Annotated in this window: 18 protein-coding genes, 1 tRNA gene and 2 pseudogenes; 10 read left to right on the forward strand and 11 right to left on the reverse strand. The window is 39.7% G+C overall.

The features are described 5' to 3' along the window. The first annotated feature begins 71 nt into the window (after nucleotides 1-71). The 3 genes from miaB to putA all read left to right on the forward strand — a co-directional run bounded on the left by miaB (nucleotide 72) and on the right by putA (nucleotide 6,023). Nucleotides 72-1,472: a tRNA (N6-isopentenyl adenosine(37)-C2)-methylthiotransferase MiaB gene (gene miaB, locus IT6_RS02995; RefSeq protein WP_206827682.1), complete on the forward strand. Its 1,401-nt coding sequence runs from the start codon at nucleotides 72-74 to the stop codon at nucleotides 1,470-1,472. 374 nt (nucleotides 1,473-1,846) lie between these two features. Further along, a complete protein-coding gene (locus IT6_RS03000) occupies nucleotides 1,847-2,890 on the forward strand; it encodes an AI-2E family transporter (protein WP_242524308.1) in 1,044 nt (347 codons plus the stop codon). Between the two features lie 55 nt (nucleotides 2,891-2,945). Beyond that, entirely contained in the window at nucleotides 2,946-6,023 is a 3,078-nt protein-coding gene (gene putA / locus IT6_RS03005) for a bifunctional proline dehydrogenase/L-glutamate gamma-semialdehyde dehydrogenase PutA (RefSeq protein ID WP_206827685.1), read from the forward strand. A gap of 2 nt (nucleotides 6,024-6,025) precedes the next feature. Here the strand turns inward: putA and IT6_RS03010 are convergent, their stop codons facing one another. The 6 genes from IT6_RS03010 to IT6_RS03035 all read right to left on the reverse strand — a co-directional run bounded on the left by IT6_RS03010 (nucleotide 6,026) and on the right by IT6_RS03035 (nucleotide 10,620). Continuing rightward, a complete protein-coding gene (locus IT6_RS03010; RefSeq protein ID WP_242524309.1) occupies nucleotides 6,026-7,294 on the reverse strand; it encodes an aspartyl protease family protein in 1,269 nt (422 codons plus the stop codon). A 163-nt stretch (nucleotides 7,295-7,457) separates the two neighbouring features. Next, nucleotides 7,458-8,171, reverse strand: a complete 714-nt coding sequence (locus IT6_RS03015) for an SDR family oxidoreductase (protein WP_206827688.1) — start codon at nucleotides 8,169-8,171, stop codon at nucleotides 7,458-7,460. A gap of 86 nt (nucleotides 8,172-8,257) precedes the next feature. After that, nucleotides 8,258-8,842: a 5-formyltetrahydrofolate cyclo-ligase gene (locus tag IT6_RS03020; RefSeq protein ID WP_206827696.1), complete on the reverse strand. Its 585-nt coding sequence runs from the start codon at nucleotides 8,840-8,842 to the stop codon at nucleotides 8,258-8,260. A 117-nt stretch (nucleotides 8,843-8,959) separates the two neighbouring features. Then, a complete protein-coding gene (locus tag IT6_RS03025) occupies nucleotides 8,960-9,115 on the reverse strand; it encodes a hypothetical protein (protein WP_206827698.1) in 156 nt (51 codons plus the stop codon). Nucleotides 9,116-9,282: 167 nt separating this feature from the next. After that, a complete protein-coding gene (locus IT6_RS03030; RefSeq protein ID WP_206827700.1) occupies nucleotides 9,283-9,966 on the reverse strand; it encodes a lipid-binding SYLF domain-containing protein in 684 nt (227 codons plus the stop codon). An 87-nt stretch (nucleotides 9,967-10,053) separates the two neighbouring features. Then, nucleotides 10,054-10,620, reverse strand: coding sequence for a hypothetical protein (locus IT6_RS03035; RefSeq protein ID WP_206827702.1), 567 nt, complete (start codon nucleotides 10,618-10,620; stop codon nucleotides 10,054-10,056). 242 nt (nucleotides 10,621-10,862) lie between these two features. Between IT6_RS03035 and IT6_RS03040 the strand changes: the two genes are divergently transcribed. Next, nucleotides 10,863-10,934: transfer RNA gene (locus IT6_RS03040), tRNA-Thr, on the forward strand. A gap of 688 nt (nucleotides 10,935-11,622) precedes the next feature. Beyond that, a complete protein-coding gene (locus IT6_RS03045) occupies nucleotides 11,623-11,814 on the forward strand; it encodes a glycosyltransferase family 2 protein (protein ID WP_206827704.1) in 192 nt (63 codons plus the stop codon). A 466-nt stretch (nucleotides 11,815-12,280) separates the two neighbouring features. Here IT6_RS03045 and IT6_RS03050 read toward each other — a convergent pair whose 3' ends face one another. Continuing rightward, nucleotides 12,281-12,781: a DUF2321 domain-containing protein gene (locus IT6_RS03050; RefSeq protein WP_206827706.1), complete on the reverse strand. Its 501-nt coding sequence runs from the start codon at nucleotides 12,779-12,781 to the stop codon at nucleotides 12,281-12,283. Between the two features lie 186 nt (nucleotides 12,782-12,967). Between IT6_RS03050 and IT6_RS03055 the strand changes: the two genes are divergently transcribed. After that, on the forward strand, nucleotides 12,968-13,930 hold the full coding sequence (locus IT6_RS03055; RefSeq protein ID WP_206827708.1) for a DUF2971 domain-containing protein: 963 nt from the start codon (nucleotides 12,968-12,970) through the stop codon (nucleotides 13,928-13,930). Between the two features lie 131 nt (nucleotides 13,931-14,061). Here the strand turns inward: IT6_RS03055 and IT6_RS03060 are convergent. Beyond that, nucleotides 14,062-14,541, reverse strand: a pseudogene (locus IT6_RS03060) (IS1634 family transposase); the annotation flags it as partial. Between the two features lie 148 nt (nucleotides 14,542-14,689). On the opposite strand from IT6_RS03060, the gene IT6_RS03065 reads away from it, so the two are divergent. The 4 genes and pseudogenes from IT6_RS03065 to IT6_RS03080 form a co-directional block, all read left to right on the forward strand. Next, entirely contained in the window at nucleotides 14,690-15,430 is a 741-nt protein-coding gene (locus IT6_RS03065) for a TIGR04255 family protein (RefSeq protein ID WP_206827712.1), read from the forward strand. 23 nt (nucleotides 15,431-15,453) lie between these two features. Then, on the forward strand, nucleotides 15,454-15,762 hold the full coding sequence (locus IT6_RS03070) for a hypothetical protein (RefSeq protein WP_206827713.1): 309 nt from the start codon (nucleotides 15,454-15,456) through the stop codon (nucleotides 15,760-15,762). Beyond that, entirely contained in the window at nucleotides 15,755-16,165 is a 411-nt protein-coding gene (locus tag IT6_RS03075) for a type II toxin-antitoxin system VapC family toxin (protein ID WP_206827722.1), read from the forward strand. Before IT6_RS03070 ends, IT6_RS03075 begins: the two co-directional genes overlap by 8 nt. A 285-nt stretch (nucleotides 16,166-16,450) precedes the next feature. Beyond that, a pseudogene (locus IT6_RS03080) lies at nucleotides 16,451-16,739 on the forward strand (IS1634 family transposase); the annotation flags it as partial. A 53-nt stretch (nucleotides 16,740-16,792) separates the two neighbouring features. Here the strand turns inward: IT6_RS03080 and IT6_RS03085 are convergent. The 3 genes from IT6_RS03085 to IT6_RS03095 form a co-directional block, all read right to left on the reverse strand. Further along, the gene (locus IT6_RS03085) at nucleotides 16,793-17,035 is read right to left on the reverse strand and encodes a hypothetical protein (protein WP_206827725.1); all 243 of its coding nucleotides are present in this window, start codon (nucleotides 17,033-17,035) and stop codon (nucleotides 16,793-16,795) included. Nucleotides 17,036-17,489: 454 nt separating this feature from the next. Then, a complete protein-coding gene (locus IT6_RS03090; RefSeq protein ID WP_206827727.1) occupies nucleotides 17,490-17,735 on the reverse strand; it encodes a site-specific integrase in 246 nt (81 codons plus the stop codon). 87 nt (nucleotides 17,736-17,822) lie between these two features. Next, nucleotides 17,823-18,644, reverse strand: coding sequence for a tyrosine-type recombinase/integrase (locus tag IT6_RS03095; RefSeq protein WP_206827730.1), 822 nt, complete (start codon nucleotides 18,642-18,644; stop codon nucleotides 17,823-17,825). Nucleotides 18,645-18,660 lie beyond the last annotated feature (16 nt).

Raw genomic sequence — 18,660 nt, forward strand, 5'->3', positions numbered from 1 at the left:
TTATAAATGACTTGTAAGATTTAAAGATAAAATGGCTTTACAAATTTCTTCAGCTATAACTACTTAAAGACATGCCTTCAGTTTTTCTCAAGACATTTGGTTGTCAGATGAACGTACGGGACTCAGAACAGGTCCTCCAGGATTTTATTGAACGAGGATACGAAATCGCCCATTCCGAAAAGCATGCTGATATTATTCTCATTAATAGCTGTTCGGTTAGGGCATTGGCTGAAGAAAAAGCTATAGATAAGTTGCTATCCCTGAAGGTCGAAAAAAAGAAAAACCCCTCCCTTATCTTGGGAATCATAGGTTGTATGGTTCAAAACAGGGGCAGAGAAATAGCTGAAAAATATCATTTTGTGGATCTATTGCTGGGTACACAAAAATTCCATAAAGTAGCCGAAATTGCAGATAAACTCTTCAGGAATCCCCATAGGGGACAACCCTACATCGATCTCTCAGAGGAAGAAGACGCTCATAAATCGATTAAAAAACACCTTTCTTCCGCTGCCAATCCTATCGCCTATGTTTCCATCATGCAAGGTTGTAGCATGCACTGCTCTTTTTGTATTGTCCCTACAACTCGAGGCGAAGAAAGATCAAGGCCAATTTCAGAAATCTATGAAGAGGTCAAAAGCCTTGCCTCCGCTTCAGTTAAAGAAATCGTGCTCCTTGGCCAAATAGTCAATCGTTATGGGGCTAAAGAAATACCCTGGGTAAAGGGGAAATCCCCTTTCGTCCAACTTCTTGAAAAATTAAGCACTATTGAACAAATCAAAAGAATTCGGTTTACTTCCCCTCACCCTATTGGTTTTAAAGACGATCTAATCCAGGCATTCAAAGATATTCCCCAACTCTGTGAACATGTTCATATCCCTGTACAATCGGGAAGCGATAAGATATTAAAGGCGATGCGTAGGGGATACAACCGTTCAAAATTTCTCTTTCTTGTGGAGAAGTTAAGAAAAGCAATTCCCCAAGTAGTCCTCTCTACGGATATCATTGTTGGATATCCAGGAGAAACCGAAGAAGATTTTCTCCAAACTTGTTCGTTAGTCGAAGAGGTTCGATTTGATAAGGCTTTTATTTTCCGTTACTCTCCTCGCGAAGGAACATCTGCAGCAACCTTGGCAGATCAGCTGAGCGAAGAGGTCAAATTCGAAAGAAATTACCGGTTGCTTGAGCTTCAAAAGAAAATTACGATGGAGAAGGCTCAACAATGGGTAGGACAAGTTGTGGAAATTCTTGTTGAAGGGGAAAGCAAAAAAAATGCTTCCAAGTTTCAAGGAAGAACCCGGGGTAACCATCTTGTGATCATACCTAAAAATGAACGATGGAGAGGAGAGTTTCTGCCTGTAAGGATCATCGAAACTACAGGTCATACTTTTTATGGTAGCCCAGTACTCGCCGGCATCGACGAATCTGAAATGGCTCTTGAAGAAGATCTTTATCCCAAGCCTATGCTTTACTAAAAGAAAAATTTGTTCCTCTACAAAACTAAACAAAAAATGAACCTAACTCTATTCATCGAATTTTTCCTTAACCGCAGGGAACCTGAAAGCTAGGTTGAGTAGCCATGCTTTGGAGAAGACTGCAATGCGAAGAAATAACTACGCTTGCGGAAGGTTAGAGGTCTACTCCAGGATACATCATCAGTCCTGGGCTCTGGAAGGTAATGTTGCAGGCAATCCTTCAGAACAAGGAGTAGAGAAAAAAAGAGAGCGGTTGTTCTCTAATCAAGGCAAGAAACGGTGTGGAGTATCCGAGCCAATAATATGTTAATGAGGAGATCCTTAGTGACTTTCTTTTATATTCGGGTAATCTTTTTTTCCAGAAGTCCATGACAATGACCTCTCCTAGTTACCAAAAAACGGCTCGAATTATTGCCTCTATTCTTTTTGTTATCTTAGCTATTTGGATATTGCGTGGTTTTATTGTGGCCATGGCCTGGGCTTTTTTAATCGCCATTGCAACTTGGCCGTTTTATAGATGGATAAGAACAAAACTGCCTCGGAAAATCCCGATTTGGGTCAGCTCCTTATTTTTCACTCTTCTTGTCGGGGTATTACTTTTTGCTCCGCTTGTTTATGGTGTTTTTAAAGCGGGACAAGAAGCGATTGTACTCGGTCAATACATAGCCCATGCCCAAAAAGAGGGGGCTCCAGCTCCCGATTGGTTCCAACGTATTCCTTTTATCGGCAATTGGTTAACATTACGCTGGAATGCAAATTTAGCTACTCCTGAAGCTGCATCCAAGACCTTGGCTCATATTGATACCGCATTTCTATTCCGTTGGGGAAAAACCATTGGGGTACAGGTTATTCACCGGATGGAAGTCCTCGCTTTTACTCTGCTGACCTTATTTTTTCTTTACAGGGACGGAAGCATACTCGGCACCAAATTTCTTGCGTTTATCCGTAAAATTCTAGGTGCCCCTGGAGAAAGGTATGCCCAGCACCTCGTTTCGGTCATCCGCGGGACGGTTAACGGTCTTGTGCTGGTCAGTCTTGGGGAAGGTATTTTGCTTGGGATAGCCTATGCAGTTGTTGGACTACCGGATCCAGTAACCCTTGGAGGCATTACTGGGATTTTAGCCATGATTCCCTTTGCTGCTCCACCGGTGTTTTGTACCGCTGCCCTATTCCTTATTGCCCAGGGAATGATTATCCAAGCGGTGGCCATTGTGATTTTTGGTTTTAGTGTGCTGTTTATAGCCGATCATTTTATCAGACCTGTTCTCATTGGTGGAGCGGTCGATCTGCCCTTCTATTGGGTTCTTTTAGGAACACTTGGAGGTCTTAGTTCTTTTGGTTTACTTGGACTTTTTGCGGGACCAACGATCATCGCCACTTTGCTCGTGGCATGGAAAGATTTTATAGAAAAGCCCTAAAATTGACTTTGGGTCATCATTTCCAACTAAACAATAATGTTTTAACTTCACTCTTATGAGTAGCTATTTTCAGTTTTTTTGTTCTCCCTATGCTAAAAAAGGGGGACGCAGATACCTTAGGGAAAAGGCTGCTCTAGCTGAAGAAAATAGAGCTGACGAACTGATTCTATCTTTTCAAGATCTAAAGCTTTCTGTTGATCAGGTTAACCAAAGATTAAAACATATCCTAAAGGCTATAGGAGAAGAAGCCAAGGGCTTCCTTTCCGAACAGCTCACAAAAGTCTATCCTCTCAATACTCATGAAGGATTACTCCTTCTTAGGCTTGCCGAAGCTCTCCCCAGGATAACCGATGATCAAACTGCACTTCTCCTTTTTAAAGAACAAATCTTAAAAGGAAATTGGCAAAATACAACCCATTCCCATTGGCTTTCTTCCTTACTGAGAATAATACGTCTTGTGACTGAAAAAGCAGATCTTCTCCCTTTCATCTCCTTTCTTTCGGATAAAGCCCTGATCTTGTTTATCCATCTCGCTACAAAGATTCTGGTCAATTTATTCGTTCTTGCCCCAGATATGGACAAAGCCCAAGAAAAACTTTTTGACCTTGTCAGAAGTGGAGAACAGATTTCCCTGGATCTGCTAGGAGAAGAGGCTCAAGGTGAAAAAGAAGGCAAAAGACATTGGGAGAACTGCCAAAAAGTCATTAATCTTCTTGGAGATCTTAAAAGAGCCTTTCCTCATTCCGATCCTGAGATATCCGTAAAACTCTCAGCTATCGATCCCAAATATGAGCTACATTATGGCCGCATTTCTTTCGATAGGATTTATTCTAAACTCAAAACTCTCTGCTTAATGGCCAGTAAAAAGGATATAGGATTATGTATCGATGCCGAACAGTACTTTAGATTTGAATTTTCAGTCGATCTACTCGAAGCCCTTTTGTCTGACCCAGACCTCAATGATTGGAATAAAATGGGCTTCGTGGTTCAGTCTTATTTAAAAAACAGCGAAGGGCTGATTGATTACTTGGCTGAACTTTGCAAAGAAAAAAAGAAAAAGCTCTCCGTTCGCTTAGTTAAAGGAGCGTATTGGGACCATGAAATCATCCATGCTCAACATCTAGGTCTATATTGCTATCCTGTCTACACCCTCAAGGAGCTGACCGAACTTTCCTATATGCTCTGTCTATCCAAGTTACTTAAACAGTCCGAAGTCCTTAGTAGCCGCCTAGCTACTCATAATCCTTCTACTCTTGCAGCAAGCTTAGAGCTTCATTCTTCTTTTAAGGAAAACCCTATTGAGTTTCAAAGGCTCTATGGTCTTGGTCAAAGCCTGGGAAAATGGCTAAAACGGGCAGGTTATGCAACCCGAATCTATATACCTATAGGTGAAGGAAAGGAACTTTTTGGCTATTTAGCAAGGAGATTAATAGAAAATGGTACAGCACTGGACAACACCCTTTTCCCTTTCGATTTCGATAAACTGTACTGGGATCCTCTTGGTAAATTACAAAAGCGAGCCTTAAAGTATAATCCCAATATTGCACTTCCCACCAATCTGTTCAAGGATCGTGAGAATGCTCCTGGAATTGATCTTTCTAACCCCGAGGCATGGGAAAATATCGCCCAAAACACCGATGATTTCGCTTCCAAGCCCAGGTCTTTATTTTTCTATCCCAAACCCAAAGGTAAACAAGTAAAAGTCTTTTCTCCTGCTAATCCTGAAGAATGCTTAGGTGAAGTTCCTTTCCCCCCAGAAGAAGATATTGAGAATATGCTTTCTCTGACAGCCTCTTATGCTGAAGAATGGGATAGGCTACCGGTAGAACAAAGGGCTGAAAAAGTCAAAAAACTAGCCAAAGAAATCTGGGAAAACCGGGATGAGCTCTTGTATCTTCTTTGTGCAGAGGCGGGGAAAACTGTGCCCTCTGCCCTCTCTGAAATAAGGGAAGCGATCGATTTCTGTAACTATTATGCAAAGGAAGCCACCCGGCTTTTTGCCCATCCCCATTTACTCCCTGGCCCAAGAGGCGAGGAAAATAAACTTCACTACCATGGTTGCGGGCTTTGGGTATGCATTAGCCCTTGGAATTTTCCCCTTTCTATTTTTATAGGACAAATTGTAGCTGCCCTTCTTTCTGGTAACGTCGTAGCCGCTAAACCCGCCGAAGAAACCCCTCTTATCGCTACGGCTGCAATAAATCTTGCTTATAAAGCGGGTATTCCTAGGGAAGTTTTAAGTTTGATCCTGGGAGATGGCCAAAGTGGGAAAATAATGATTAATCATCCCTTGGTTCGAGGAGTGGCTTTTACTGGATCAACGAAAACGGCAAAAAATATCGCCCTATATTTAAGCCAAAAAGAAGGTCCTATTGTTCCTTTTATCGCGGAGACTGGAGGTATCAACTGCATGGTGGTGGATGCTACGGCTGCTATCGAAAGGGCGGTTAAAGATATCCTTGTTTCTGCTTTTGATAACGCAGGACAAAGATGTTCTTCACTAAGGCTATTGCTGGTACAAAAAGAAATATCAAACTCGATTTTGGATTTGCTCTCCGATGCTACCCAATCCTTGATCGTAGGAGATCCTCGGTTTTCTGAAACCGATGTAGGCCCTATCATCCGCCAATCTCTTTTAGAAGAGCTACAAAAGTTTTCTTGCTTTTTTGAAACTCAAGGACGGTTGCTAGCCAAAGCACCTATGGGTAAAACGGCTTCTTCCAATGGTTTTTTCTTTGCTCCCCAGCTGTTCGAAATCCCATCGGTGGATTTGGTAAACCAGGAAATCTTTGGACCTATACTGCCTGTTGTCCGTTATTCAAGAAACGATCTTTCATATCGGCTTAAGGAAATTCATCAGAAAGGCTTTGGTTTGACTATGGGGTTGCAAACAAGACTAGATAGTTTGACTCAAGAACTTTGCTTGGGTGCTCCCGTGGGTAACTTCTACGTTAACCGCTCAATGATAGGAGCCGTTGTCGAATCCCAACCGTTTGGAGGTGAAGGGCTTTCAGGTACAGGACCAAAAGCCGGTGGTCCCAATTACCTGCTGCGTTTCGTGCGCGAAAGAACGTGTACTATTAATACGGCAGCCCTAGGAGATCCTTCGCTTTATTTTTTAGATCGATCTTAATCTCATCGCTTCGTTTTGGAGGAACGAGGCATAGGAGTCAAAAAATAAAGCTGTTGGTTTCTATAATCGATTGTGACTTGCTTGTCATAGAAAAAACCAAAACCGATCGTACCTCCTGTATAAAACCCAAGATCAGCATCCATATTATAGGGGAGTGATCCCACTATACCTGGCAGAGAGCCATGGATTTTTTCTCCTCTTATTTCAATCTGGCTAGCCTGTCCAATCTGGGATGAGCCCCTACTCGCCCCTAATTCCCACTGGACATCAAGATTTGTCCCCCTACCCCTATGAATATAGGGTTCTTCGTTAGAAAAATTCTTTTGTATCCAGATCTTTGAAAATTTGGCTATAGAAGGTGAGCAAGCAAAATAGCCAGGGGTAGCTGTGTCTAATAAAAAAAGAAGAGGAAAACTGCGGTTAATACTGGCCTGAACCAATAGAGTTTGAGCTGGTCCAATGAGAAAAGGCACTTGAGTCTTTCTTTGTTCATCCTGGGGGCCTTTTTCAAAAGGGATCTGAACATTGTCATGGGATAACCCAAGGATAAAATACTTGGGTGTTCTTTTCCATCTTCCACGGAGATCAAAAGAGGGAATAAAATGAGACAAGAAATTCTCTCCTAGAATACCATCGATCATCATCCCTGATCGAGGAATATCCAATAAGGAATGAACAAGTGCAGGAATATTTTTTATCGTTGCCCCACCCAAGGATAACGAAGGAATTTTTGCCCATTGAATCCAAAAGCTACCTTGGGTACTCTGCTCTTTTTCTTTGCGGAAAAGCTCAACGGCCGCTTTCTTCGCTAAACGTGGTGATAAAAGGACGTAAGTTGAACCAGTATCGATCATGAATCGAGCTTTGATACCAGACAACTCTACTTCAATGACTGGATAAGGAACGATCTCTTTAAATTGAATTTTAACATAAGGGCTTTTTGACTCCACTAAAAAGGGTTTATGCTCTCCAAAACTTTTCAAAAGATCCCCTTGCCCATATTCCCCTAAAGCGTAGGCAATTTGAGCTGCCTGCAAATAACGATCTTGCCGAATATAGACTTCTCTTAAAAGAGCGAGAGATTTCTTGTCTTCAGGAAAAAGTTTTAATGCATGTTGGAACGCCTCCTTAGCCTCCTCTAGTTTTCCAAAGCAGAGAGCACTCTCTCCAATTACCCTCCAACAAAGATCACAGGAAGAATAATGGCGTAAGAGCTCATAAGCATATGTAGAAGCTTCTTCAAGCCGTCCGCTCTGGAAAAGGCTTTGCAACTTTTTTATATTTGTTTCTTCCTTACTTAATGCAAAAAGAATAGAACTTGAGCATAAAAAAAAGAAAAACAAAAAGAATAAAAACCTTTTCACAAGGATATCATGATAAAGAGAAACAAATATCCTGATTAAATATAGCCAATACCATCAAATATACATACCTTCAGTCCGCCCCTTTCCTAGGAATAATAATTTCAGTAGGCCAACATGCCCCAGATAAACTTAAAAGATAAAGAACCGTTTGGGCTATATCTGAAGGTTGAATATAGTCTTCTCCCTCTACCCCTGTCATTGGTGTTGCAACCATTGCAGGACAGATCGCGCTAACCTTTATGTTATATTTTTTGCCTTCATCAGCCAAAGCCTTTGTAAGCCCCATGACTCCAAACTTCGAAGCACTATAAGCTGCTGTACCTGCCCAAGCTTCTATACCCGCCACAGAAGAGATATTGAAAATATAACCTCCCTGTTGCTGTCTTCTCATCTGACTAAAAGCTTCTTTAGAACACCAAAAGGTCCCATAAAGATTTGTTTTTAATAGCCTGTCGAAATCTTCCGAAGACAACTCTTCTATGGGGGAATAAATCCCTATCCCCGCATTATTGACAAGAATATCTAAACGGCCCCAACAATTGACTGTCTGTGCTATGAGCCTTTTACAATCCGACTCTTTAGAAACATCCGTATCGATAGGGAGGACTGTATTGGAAGTTTCTTGCTCGATTTCCAAAGCAACCTTTCTATTCAGATCCATTCGACGAGCAGCGATGACAACTCGAGCACCCGATGACGAAAGGGCAAAAGCGATCTCTTTGCCAATTCCACTATTTGCTCCTGTTACTACAGCCACTTTATCTTTTAAAAAATCCTCGTCCATAGTTTACGGTACACTTAAAGTAGTTGATGAAACAAAACCAAGAAATGTGATTCAACCACATTTCGTTAAAAAAGTGCTTAGATGGATCAAGCAGTTTGAATAAGCTCTTTTTCTGTAATTATGAGGTCCAGTCTTTGATCGTGAGGCTCTGTATAAATTTTTGGAATTTCTTGGAAAGAAAAAAACAACCCGATCCGACAAACCCTCGGAGAAAGGGTAGATAGGAATCGATCATAAAAACCTAGTCCTCTACCAAGCCTATGCCCTTGTCTATCGAAGCCCACCCCAGGAATTAAAATCAGATCAATACTTTCGGCTAAAGCTTCAATGCAGCTTAGTCGAGGTTCCATGATGTTCAAAAAGTTTTTTTCTAAATCCTCTTTTTTATCCACAATAAAAAACCGCAGATAATCCGTATCCACACGTGGAAAAAGGACCGTTTTTTTACTCGCCTTGGCCAAACGAAAAATATCGGAAGTATCAGGTTCCGAAGGTAGTGAAGAATAAAGAGCAACCACTTGGGAATCTTGCCACACGGGATGACTGCATAACCGGTGAGTAATCTCCATCGATGCAGTAATGCGATCCTTCGGTCGTAATGACCCAAGTACTTTTGATTTTAAAAGTCTTCTTTGAACCTGCTTAAGAGAATAGGTAGAGCTTACAGCCATTTATTATTAAAATCTTAAAAACAATTAAAAGTAAAACAAAAATCTAAAGATATTTTTTAAAAGCGAAAGATATTTTTAAAAAATCATGATTCCTTTTTTCAAAGGAAGAAGAAATTTTTATTCGTGACGCCTCTGGAAAAAAAGGTTTTGTTGAACCAGTTTATCAAATTTTTCATCCCTGAAAGTCTCCATAACTTTCTCATCTTTTTTAGAGGATTCAAGAGAATCCCTTTTTCCATTATCTTTTTTTCTTTTATCTTCTTTTCTCTTCATGAAGAAAACTCAACCTCTTTTTAAATGATCTTTGGCATAATTTTGAAAAAAAAACAAACTGACAAATAGTTTTATTACTATTTTTTATCCAAAAGAGAAATAAGGATATTTTCTATAATATATTCCCTATGAAGTTATAAACCTTTCCGGGGGAAAAAGAGGAATAATTACTTAGGATAAGGTTCATTAAGAGTATCGATAAGACTCTGAGCACTCTTAGGGGGTTGTACTTGGCCGGCAAATATTTCAGAGGGACTAACTGCCTGGTGATAATATCTTTCATTCACTTCCGGCTCTTCCCTAATATCAACCCCTTCAAGAGCAATACCGCCAAAAAGGCCTTCTGAGGACCGGTAGGTATAAATATTGGCCCTTGGTTTGATTAACGCCTCTCTTTCACTTTCCGGTCCAGCAACTCCACTCATCTCTCCTGTTAAATGAACTTTCCCGCCTCTAGAAAACATTCTTATAGCTTTTTCAGAATTAAGAATAACGACATAATCAGTCTTTGTTCCCCCTACCTGCAGACCTACTCCTATTGCACTTACAGATATTGCCGAAGGCCCAGACCATCCTCCTATAGGAAGCCTGACAACGACAAGCCCTTTACCATATTCTCCACTGATCACAAATCCTCCCTTGGTCACTTCCAAGTAAGCAACACCTTTAGCCTTTTCCCACACTGATTTAGGAATTTTGCCTTCCTCTTTGAATTGATGAATAACGGCCGAGGCATTATGAACAATTTCCTTTAAGTTCCAGGCACCATAAACGGTTTTTGTCATGCCCAGAAATACCAGCAGGGAAAAAACTGAAAGGAGCCGCATAAAAGGGGAAAAAGAGATTTTCATTGGATTTAATCCTTTGATAACAAAACCATTGGTTCAAGTAAACCCTTTTATATAGACGAAACTTCTTTTTTATTGAAAAACAAAAAACTATTTTTTCTCTTGGTTTTTGTCTTGTGTAATGGGTCTTTTTTCTGCAACTCCATTGGCTCTCACATAGACCATTTCACCGGAATGCAACTGGTAAGTCTCGTTTTGAGGAGTAAGCACTAAGGTTGCATCCCCCTGTTCAGCTCCATATCTTTGTTCTGATGATGAATAAGAAGCAAAGAATTTACCGGTAGTTTGTGATGTAAAAGTCCCCCCTTTGGTTATAACTTTGAAATCTTTTGAACTAAATTCTATTTTTCCTCTATCAAGCTCAAAGACAATCGGATTTTCATTTTTCAAAGTTACAACAGACAAGCTATCAAGCGTTGCTTCTTCCCCCCTATCCTTCCAACCAATGGTACAAACAGAAAAATAATCTGTCTTAAGCGACTGACCAACTTTGACATCACTTCCTTCTTGAACAGGAACCCCATAAGTGGTGACTACGCTATTTTGATCACCTCCTTTAATGGAAATAATCTGAGCAGCAAAACACCCCAAAGGAATGAAACAGAATAAAAGAAAAACTTTCTTTGAAACCGCAGCGAGTAATGAAAATCTTTTCATAAAAAATTTTTTTAATTATATGTTTGTTAATCCAGCAAAAAATTGCAAGCATTTACCAACTTGTTCTTTTTAGCTCTACGGAATTTTGCTTAACCCGATATTTTTTCTCGGAATCTCTTTTTTTTTGCATTCATTATAAAGAGGATTCCAAAAGGAAAAAGAAGAAAATCGCCTTTAAAATATTTTCTCTGTTGTAAAAAGTTGTTTATTTAGAAAACTATTTTATACTTTTGGGTTTTAATGCCGGCTTAGCTCAGGGGTAGAGCAACGGTTTTGTAAACCGTGGGTCGTGGGTTCGAATCCCACAGTCGGCTCACGTCAAAATTAGCTGAAAGTCAAGATTGGATATAAAATCAGAGCTAAAATTAGTCAATACGTATTAGTCTTTTTTCCTACAGCAAAATGCCTAAAAAAACGCTAAAATCGTTGCCAAAACGATCAAGGAAAATGCAAGGAAATTAAGTTCGATTTCGGCGGTCGTTCAAGAATAATTGTATACTTTCGGTTGAATGAACTTGTAACATTTTCTTAATCAACAACTTACAAAGTTCTTTTCGTAAAATGCATTATAACGAAAGATTGTTGACCTTCCGCTATATAACAACCCTCGCCAACTCAAGGAAAGGCTTATAAAAGATTTTAGAAAGCAGGGCATTCAAAAGCTGTTGCTAACAGGTTGTAAGCAATAGAAGCATAACCTTGTCAGCAAGGAACTGATAGAAAAAGCTAGTCGTCACTCATCACAGTCTACTCGAGTCTTCTTGCTTGCTTTTCCAGATTATAAGCTCCAAAAAGCGATTTTCTTTTCAGTCGGCTTCCCAGATCAGGTCAGATGGGCTTTCAGCCCCATTGATGTCGTCCGCCTATCCACACTTCCCGCCCCAAAAAATTTTTCTTTCGCCACATTAAAAATGAAAGAGGTTAAATTTTTGCCCTTATCAAACAAATAATTTTTTCTTTTTTTATTATAAAATATTCAAAAATTTCCAAGAATTTAATTCTATGTCTTCTAGCCGCAAAGCTTTTTGTTTGTGTGTTAAAAATGAAGAACGAGACATTGCTGAGTGGGTTGCTTATCATCTTGTATTTGAATTTGATGCAATTTTTGTCTATGACAACTTTTCCACCGATCGTACTTTAGAAGTTCTCAACCTGTTTGTTCCACTTGGGAAAGTCAATGTTATTTCTGGTTAACTTTTTTTCCTTGAGATTAGAGATAATCTTAAGAGCAGGTTTTCAAGAAAGCCACTTGTGATAAATCGCAAAAAGCAGTAAAGGATTGTTAATGATAATATGATATCATTATTCTTGTGTCTAGAAACCAAAACCAAGCTAAATTTAATCAATACACTTTAGTACATTTTCCTACAGCAAAATGCCTAAAAATACGCCAAAATTGTTGCCAAAACGATCAAGGAAAATGCAAGGAAGATTTTGTATTGTGTTTCTACCAGATCTATTTCAAATATGATTTGCGTTTTGCTAACCGTGGGTCGTGGGTTCGAATCCCACAGCCGGCTCACAACAAAAATAGCTGATAATTCTCTCCAGAAGAGAAATCAAAGACAAAATTGGCAAACCTATTTTAGGACTTTTCCCTACTGAAAAATGCCTAAAAAAAATACGAAAATCGTTGCCAAAAACTGTGAGAAAATTGTGATCAGAGGTTCAAAAGCTGTTTGACAGACTCCGCTGCAATATCCGCGATAATAGATTTAATTATCATCGCTATATCTTGTTTAGTTTTAAGCATAATCCTTTTGACTCTGTCTATAGCCAAATTAGTTTTGGGAGTATCTTTGATTAGATCGTTAATACTTTGATTAAGCAGTTCTTTTTCTTCATCTGAAAGGCTTTCAATTTCTTTAATTCGAATCCGTGCCGCCTCAATTTTTGTTTGAGTCCATGGATATGGGGTTCCACAGAAATGACAATAGGATGGTATAGTGTATTCCTTGATAGTAATATATTTTGGATTATAATACATACCTTGTATATCTTCATTACAATTTTCGCACTTTGTTATAGACTTTGCGCCACAAATAGTACAATAGTTTTTGTTGTGCATTGGATATCGCTGTGCAGCATCATTAATGAGGTGTCCGTTCAAACAAATTTGTGCAACATCGTAATCAGATTCTTGTGGGATGCGAAAATTCATGATTTAAATAATATTCAACGATTTTTATAAATTCAAAGAATTAATAGAGTTTTTTCAAAAAAAAATGTTGTAAACAATTAATTAAATGTTTACGAGAGGGGCACATCTTTTACTTAAGGACAGCACTTCTTTTACTTTAAACTTAAACATAATCTATTTAAATGTTATCGATACTATATGTAAGACATGATAGCTGATTGGGAAAAAAAGATAAGTCCATATTTTTTGAAGATTTGGGAGGAACTTTCTCCTTATTCAAATTTACCAAAACTCTACCATTACTCCACTGGAGAAAATTTCATTAAAATCATTGAGAGTGGAGAGCTCTGGGCCACTCAGGTGGCTTGCCTTAACGATAAGCAAGAGTGTCATGGTTATTATAAACTTATCCAAAAAGCACTAAAGAAACGAAAGTCTAAAAAAAATGGTGGAGTATGTCCAGATCGGATTTATCAAGCATTATTGGATACTACAAAAGAATCGATCGATAAAAACCTACCTGATATTCCAATCTTTGTTGCGTGTTTTTCGACCGAATCGGATGATTTAAGCCAGTGGAGGGCTTATTCACGGGGAGAAGAAGGCTATGCAATCGGGATTGATTTCACGAAGATTCAGGAAAATATGCATCGATCATTTAAGATTACTCAAGTAATTTATGATGTAAGTGAACAAGAAAAAATGATAGAATCCATCATTAATGCTGCTGAAAAATTCTTTACCGATTACGAGATTGCTAAGGATTTAGATCGTCAACTGCCTCAAAATTATGAAGAACTGGAAAAATCAAACAAGGCAGCATTTGCAGCTATAGCATTCCTCAAGGCATTTGGTCAATTTGCACCTTGTTTTAAGCACGAAGCATATAAAGCAGAAAAAGAGTGGCGCATAATTTATTTTCCAGATGGTAATGACAGTTCACGTATGCGGTTTACTCAGCATCGAGGTTTCCTTGCTCGGCACGTGGCACTTTTTGGATCGAAAAATAAGGAAAATTCACTTTTATTGCCTGAGCTAATCCGCGAAGTCGTTATTGGTCCTTGTGCTTATCCAGATATTTCACGTGCAAATGTTCGTTATCTGCTATCTTCTAAAGGCTATCTTAATGTACCAATCAAGACCTCTAATATTCCTTTTCGATCCGTATAGCCTATTCAAAACTATGGAATAACGAAAATTCTCATAATACATTATGAGCTATCTTCTCGCATAATAACTGAACTTCCGAAACTCTAAGATATAATTTATTGCAGCAGAACGAGATAACATTTTTATTCTGCCTACATAGCCCACTTGGGCGGATGAGCAAACAGCGGTAGTAGGTCGAGTTTATGAAGCAATGCGTTGAGCTCTGTAGGGATCCGGGATAAAAGCCAAGTTACAGGCTTTTCCTTGGTAGAGAGTTGGACCAAGCGGATTGGTTGCAAGCGGCGGAGCACTTTGGGAACTTCTTCAGTAAAACCCTTCTCTACCCGTTCTGCTCCGAGCCGTGCACTAATCCAAAAGGCCAAGAAGCAGAGCCTTATATGGTTACGAACCCGGTCCGGTCGCCAGTGACAGACCGGACGGACTTCCAGGTAACTTTTGAGCTCAGAAAAGGCTGACTCAACCACTGCAGGCCTCTTGTAGTGCGTGAGGACTTGCTGATCCGAAGCTTTGGCCAAGGGAAGGTTAGTCTCCAAAAGATACCAGCCGTCGATTGCCTCTTCTTCCTTGACCCGATCCCTATCGAGCTTCCACCAGAACCGGCCTTTGGTATTAGCTGATCTTTTTCACAAATTTGTTCGGAACTTATAAAGCTATAAAAACGGTCTTTTTGTGGTTCAAATGGTCTAATTTGAACTCTCACATATAATATTGTAATCTATTATAAAAATATTGTAATTTATTATAAAACAGAACTATTTAATGAATCTTCTACCTAAACGGCTAAAGAAAGAGCCCCTTATCGAGGCGATTTGGCAGGTTCAATTTGAAGTTATGCAAGATGTTGGTGATGTGTTAATAGGAATTCTTTTTTCTGAACTTAAGAAAACACACCCTATACTGCAATGGCGACGTCTTCCTTCTGCCGATATTCCAGCCCTTGTTGCTCGCGGTGATCCTAATTTACAATTCGCTCCTAAGATGCTTATTGAAGAGCCTAATGGATCATTTATTTGGCAGGTAGGCGATCGGGTTATCACACTGAATTGCCGTAAACCATATGTTGGCTGGTGCAAATTTAAAGAAGCCGTAAAAATCCTGACACAAATTATAGAAAGTAGTGAACTCATCTCTAATCCTCAGCGTCATTCATTACGCTACATTGATTTGCTAAGAGACGAGTTGGCAATGGATCTTACACCACTCAGATTGAAATTACAACTTGGTGATTATCAAATTAAGGATCGTGTCCAGATACGTTTGGAAATCCCTGATGCAGAGTGTATACATATTCTTCAAATTGCTACTAAAGCTCATGCCAATATTAAAGGTGAAAGGATAATAGGTTCCATCATTGATTTGGAGACGCTGCCAGCAACCAAACCAGGTAACTGGGATGCCTTGCGGGCACAGCTCGATTTGCTCCATGATCATTCAAAGGAATTCTTCTTCCGTGAGATTTTAACTAAAGAAACTGTACAAAAACTTAATCCTGAGTATTGACAATGTGTTCAATAACATTGGATATGTCGGAATTGACCTTCTCGAAAAAACCGGTGATTGCTTATCAACATCAACTTCCAGTTTGTACTCAAGTATCTTGGAATGATTGTATTTTGGATGTTGGTTACAAGGCTGGTTGTGCCTCAGCTACTGCCCCACAGAATGTCAGACTTTGGGAACATTCTTTTCTAGATTATCATCCCAGAACAGAACTTGGAAAAAGGCTTTTGGCTCTTCGTCAAGCCTATGTTGCTAGTGGAGGTCGTTTGCTATCAGCCGATGAAATTGATGAGGAACTGTATTTGCGCCGTGGTAGGGTGAGAAATGCCTAAGCGCACATATATTGACACTTCTGTATTGTTAGCAGCTTTCAAGGCAGAAGAAGATCTGTCATTAAAAGCACTCGCTGTACTTGATGATCCTGAGCGAATCTTGATTGTTAGCGATTTGGTTCGCTTAGAAGCCATACCCATGGCACGTTATTTCAATCAACAACAAGAAATAGATTTTTACGAAACAGTATTCAATAGAGCAGAAAACATCGCTTGGGATAAATCAGCCTTACAACAGGCTCAAACAATAGCCGAAAGCTATGGTCTCTCTGCTATGGATGCAATTCATATAGCTCATGCAATGTTTGCAGGAGTAGATGAGTTTGTTAGTGCTGAGAAGCCGACCAAACCGATCTTTCACGTGCAGGGTCTTGCAACGTTTTCTATAAGAGACAATTATTGAAGTGTTAAATTACAACCTGATTTAGATGCCTGGAGAAGTTCGGGAAGTAGTCAGGACTATTTGACAGAGAATGCTTATCTCCATGTATGGGTAGTAAGTCTCGGATGCTTTGTATTATAGAAGTTTGGCAGTGTTCGAGCAAACCTGGCAACTATTCGGTTTAGATCAAGCTCTTACTGGATTCTAATTGAAAAAGAAACAGAAACTATTAAAAGTGATGATCTACGGACTGATTCTTTTTCCCTCATCCAAGTTTGTCCTGCGGGAAGAAGTAAAGAGGATACTTTGAAAATCCGTCCAGTCTATCATTGGCGGCCGGACCGGGTCCGTAACCACATAAGGCTTTGCTTCTTGGCCTTCTGGATTAGCACCCGGCTCGGAACAGAATGGATAGCTAAGGGCTTCACCGAAGAAGTTCCCAAAGTGCTCCGTCGCCTTCAATCAATCCGCTTGGTCCAACTTTCTACCAAGGGAAAGCCTGTGATCGGACTCTTATCCAAGATTCCTACAGAGCTCAGGCGCATTGCTTCATAAACTCGATCTGCTTCCGCTCTTCGCTCAGCCGACCAAGTAGGCCTTGTAGGCAGAATAAAAATGTTATATCGTTCTGCTTCAATATCTTATATCTTAGAGTTTTGGAAGTTCAGTTAAATTCCACCACTTAAATAAAATCTCTTGAAATGAATCCGATTGAATTTCTCTTAACTCCAAGGAAATCTTTTCTGGGATGATTTCACAACCATTTTTACAATAACCTTTTACCTTCTTAATTGAATCTATTAAAACATTTTTGTGTAAAGCTAATTGTTCAAGCTTTGCCCTTTGTTGAATCCGACGATATATTGTTTTACTAGCTCCAACTGGTCTCAAATGGGGATTTGTCTTAAATTATCTTTTGAGAAAGTGAGAGCATTTTAAAAAATATTAGTATATGTGAGGTGTAATATAAATATTATTAAAAATAAAGATGAATTAGAATGTTGTGAAAAAGGAAAACAACCATGAAAAAATTTTTATTATTTTTATTGATGACCACTTCAGCCTTAGCTTACCCGTTTTACATGAATAATGTCGGTAATTACAGTTTTGGTTATTTCGGAAGAACTCCGATATACATGAATAGAATGGGACCTTACACATTTGGAACTATTGGAAATAGACCATTTTATTCAACTCAAGTGGGCAATTTCACATTTGGACAAGTAGGAGTAAGGCAAAATCATTTAAGGAGTAATTTCTACAAATATAACCATTCATACATAAGGAGTTTTTATCATGGAAGATCTTATCACAGTAAATACTTAGGAAGTAACATGCCAAACGCCTAAATATTCTCCTTAATAGCTGAAAACGGCACTATATTCGACTCAGGCAATGAAGGGTAAATCTGAAAATACCGCTTGCCATCTTCCTCGCTTACTAATGCCCAGTAATGTCGGTAAACCAATGTAGAACTGGAATGACCGAGTTCGAAAGCGACCTTTCCGGCATCTTTGCATTGAGCTAACCTGTAGGAAGCATAGGAATGCCTCATGCCGTTGTGCTTCCATTCAATGCTTGTCAGAGCCATCAATTTCTCGAGCTTATGTTGTACATTCTTGGGTTTTACATCCCCAACTTTTTTACGGTAGGGTTCAATCCAAGCCCTTGCGTTTTCCTACAATGGAACGACCCTTCGACTCGCTGTTTTTGCGACCCCTGCGTCGATCACAACTTCTTTGTGATTAACCTGCGACCATTGAAGTCTGTCCAGTTCTGCAGTCCTCAGTCCACAGAAGAACCCTAAAGCAAGGTAGGAGACGAGGTCGGGTATCTCTTTCCTTGCGGCTTCCAGTAAAATCTTAATCTCTTCAATGCTGAATATTTCAGTCTTGGCAGGTCTTACCTTAAGGTTAGGAACTTTTTTTATGATATCTTCAGGACACCATCCCTGCATAGCACTCCAGTTGAGAAGATTGCTGATGACCCTACGGAAATTGACTTTGGTTTGAGGCGCAACCGGAAGATTTAAAATCCAGAGGTAAATTTCTTGTGGAGTGAGAGAGGAAAGAATCCGTCCGGAAAAATCTTGCTTAAATCGATTTAAGCGGTTTTTCAAGTCCTGTAAAGCTCTTGGTCTTAATCCTTCGATAGTCTTAGCCTCAAGAAAATGAGTTACGGCTTCCTCAACAGACACACTGGACAACTCCCTCTTGCGTTTTTCTACCCAATCTCTAACTACGGTTAGCGGATCAACCCCAAAAGGTTCCAGCAATTTCTTTATCTCTGCCAACATCTCAGCATCCCCGGGACGCAGCGACAAAGCTCCTTTGCCGGCTTCCTCAAGCTGGTTTATGAGCTTCCTGCATTCAGCTTCGGCTTTAACCTTGTTCGTGAAAAATCTTCTATGACGCTTGCCCTGAGCGTCTCTCCATTCCAGCACATAGGGATACTTACCGTCTTCAGTTTTCTTTATTCTCGGCGGTAAAGGTTTTCTCATACCATAACAAAACGTA

The sequence above is a fragment of the Methylacidiphilum caldifontis genome, assembly GCF_017310505.1.
Lineage (GTDB): Bacteria > Verrucomicrobiota > Verrucomicrobiia > Methylacidiphilales > Methylacidiphilaceae > Methylacidiphilum > Methylacidiphilum caldifontis.

Excerpts from the sequence above, each read along its gene's own strand:
- miaB (WP_206827682.1), top strand. The coding sequence starts at position 72 with ATGCCTTCAGTTTTTCTCAAGACATTTGGTTGTCAGATGAACGTACGG.
- IT6_RS03000 (WP_242524308.1), top strand. The coding sequence starts at position 1,847 with ATGACCTCTCCTAGTTACCAAAAAACGGCTCGAATTATTGCCTCTATT.
- putA (WP_206827685.1), top strand. The coding sequence starts at position 2,946 with ATGAGTAGCTATTTTCAGTTTTTTTGTTCTCCCTATGCTAAAAAAGGG.
- IT6_RS03015 (WP_206827688.1), bottom strand. The coding sequence starts at position 8,171 with ATGGACGAGGATTTTTTAAAAGATAAAGTGGCTGTAGTAACAGGAGCA.
- IT6_RS03020 (WP_206827696.1), bottom strand. The coding sequence starts at position 8,842 with ATGGCTGTAAGCTCTACCTATTCTCTTAAGCAGGTTCAAAGAAGACTT.
- IT6_RS03025 (WP_206827698.1), bottom strand. The coding sequence starts at position 9,115 with ATGAAGAGAAAAGAAGATAAAAGAAAAAAAGATAATGGAAAAAGGGAT.
- IT6_RS03030 (WP_206827700.1), bottom strand. The coding sequence starts at position 9,966 with ATGAAAATCTCTTTTTCCCCTTTTATGCGGCTCCTTTCAGTTTTTTCC.
- IT6_RS03035 (WP_206827702.1), bottom strand. The coding sequence starts at position 10,620 with ATGAAAAGATTTTCATTACTCGCTGCGGTTTCAAAGAAAGTTTTTCTT.
- IT6_RS03045 (WP_206827704.1), top strand. The coding sequence starts at position 11,623 with ATGTCTTCTAGCCGCAAAGCTTTTTGTTTGTGTGTTAAAAATGAAGAA.
- IT6_RS03050 (WP_206827706.1), bottom strand. The coding sequence starts at position 12,781 with ATGAATTTTCGCATCCCACAAGAATCTGATTACGATGTTGCACAAATT.
- IT6_RS03055 (WP_206827708.1), top strand. The coding sequence starts at position 12,968 with ATGATAGCTGATTGGGAAAAAAAGATAAGTCCATATTTTTTGAAGATT.
- IT6_RS03065 (WP_206827712.1), top strand. The coding sequence starts at position 14,690 with ATGAATCTTCTACCTAAACGGCTAAAGAAAGAGCCCCTTATCGAGGCG.
- IT6_RS03070 (WP_206827713.1), top strand. The coding sequence starts at position 15,454 with ATGTCGGAATTGACCTTCTCGAAAAAACCGGTGATTGCTTATCAACAT.
- IT6_RS03075 (WP_206827722.1), top strand. The coding sequence starts at position 15,755 with ATGCCTAAGCGCACATATATTGACACTTCTGTATTGTTAGCAGCTTTC.
- IT6_RS03090 (WP_206827727.1), bottom strand. The coding sequence starts at position 17,735 with ATGGCTCTGACAAGCATTGAATGGAAGCACAACGGCATGAGGCATTCC.
- IT6_RS03095 (WP_206827730.1), bottom strand. The coding sequence starts at position 18,644 with ATGAGAAAACCTTTACCGCCGAGAATAAAGAAAACTGAAGACGGTAAG.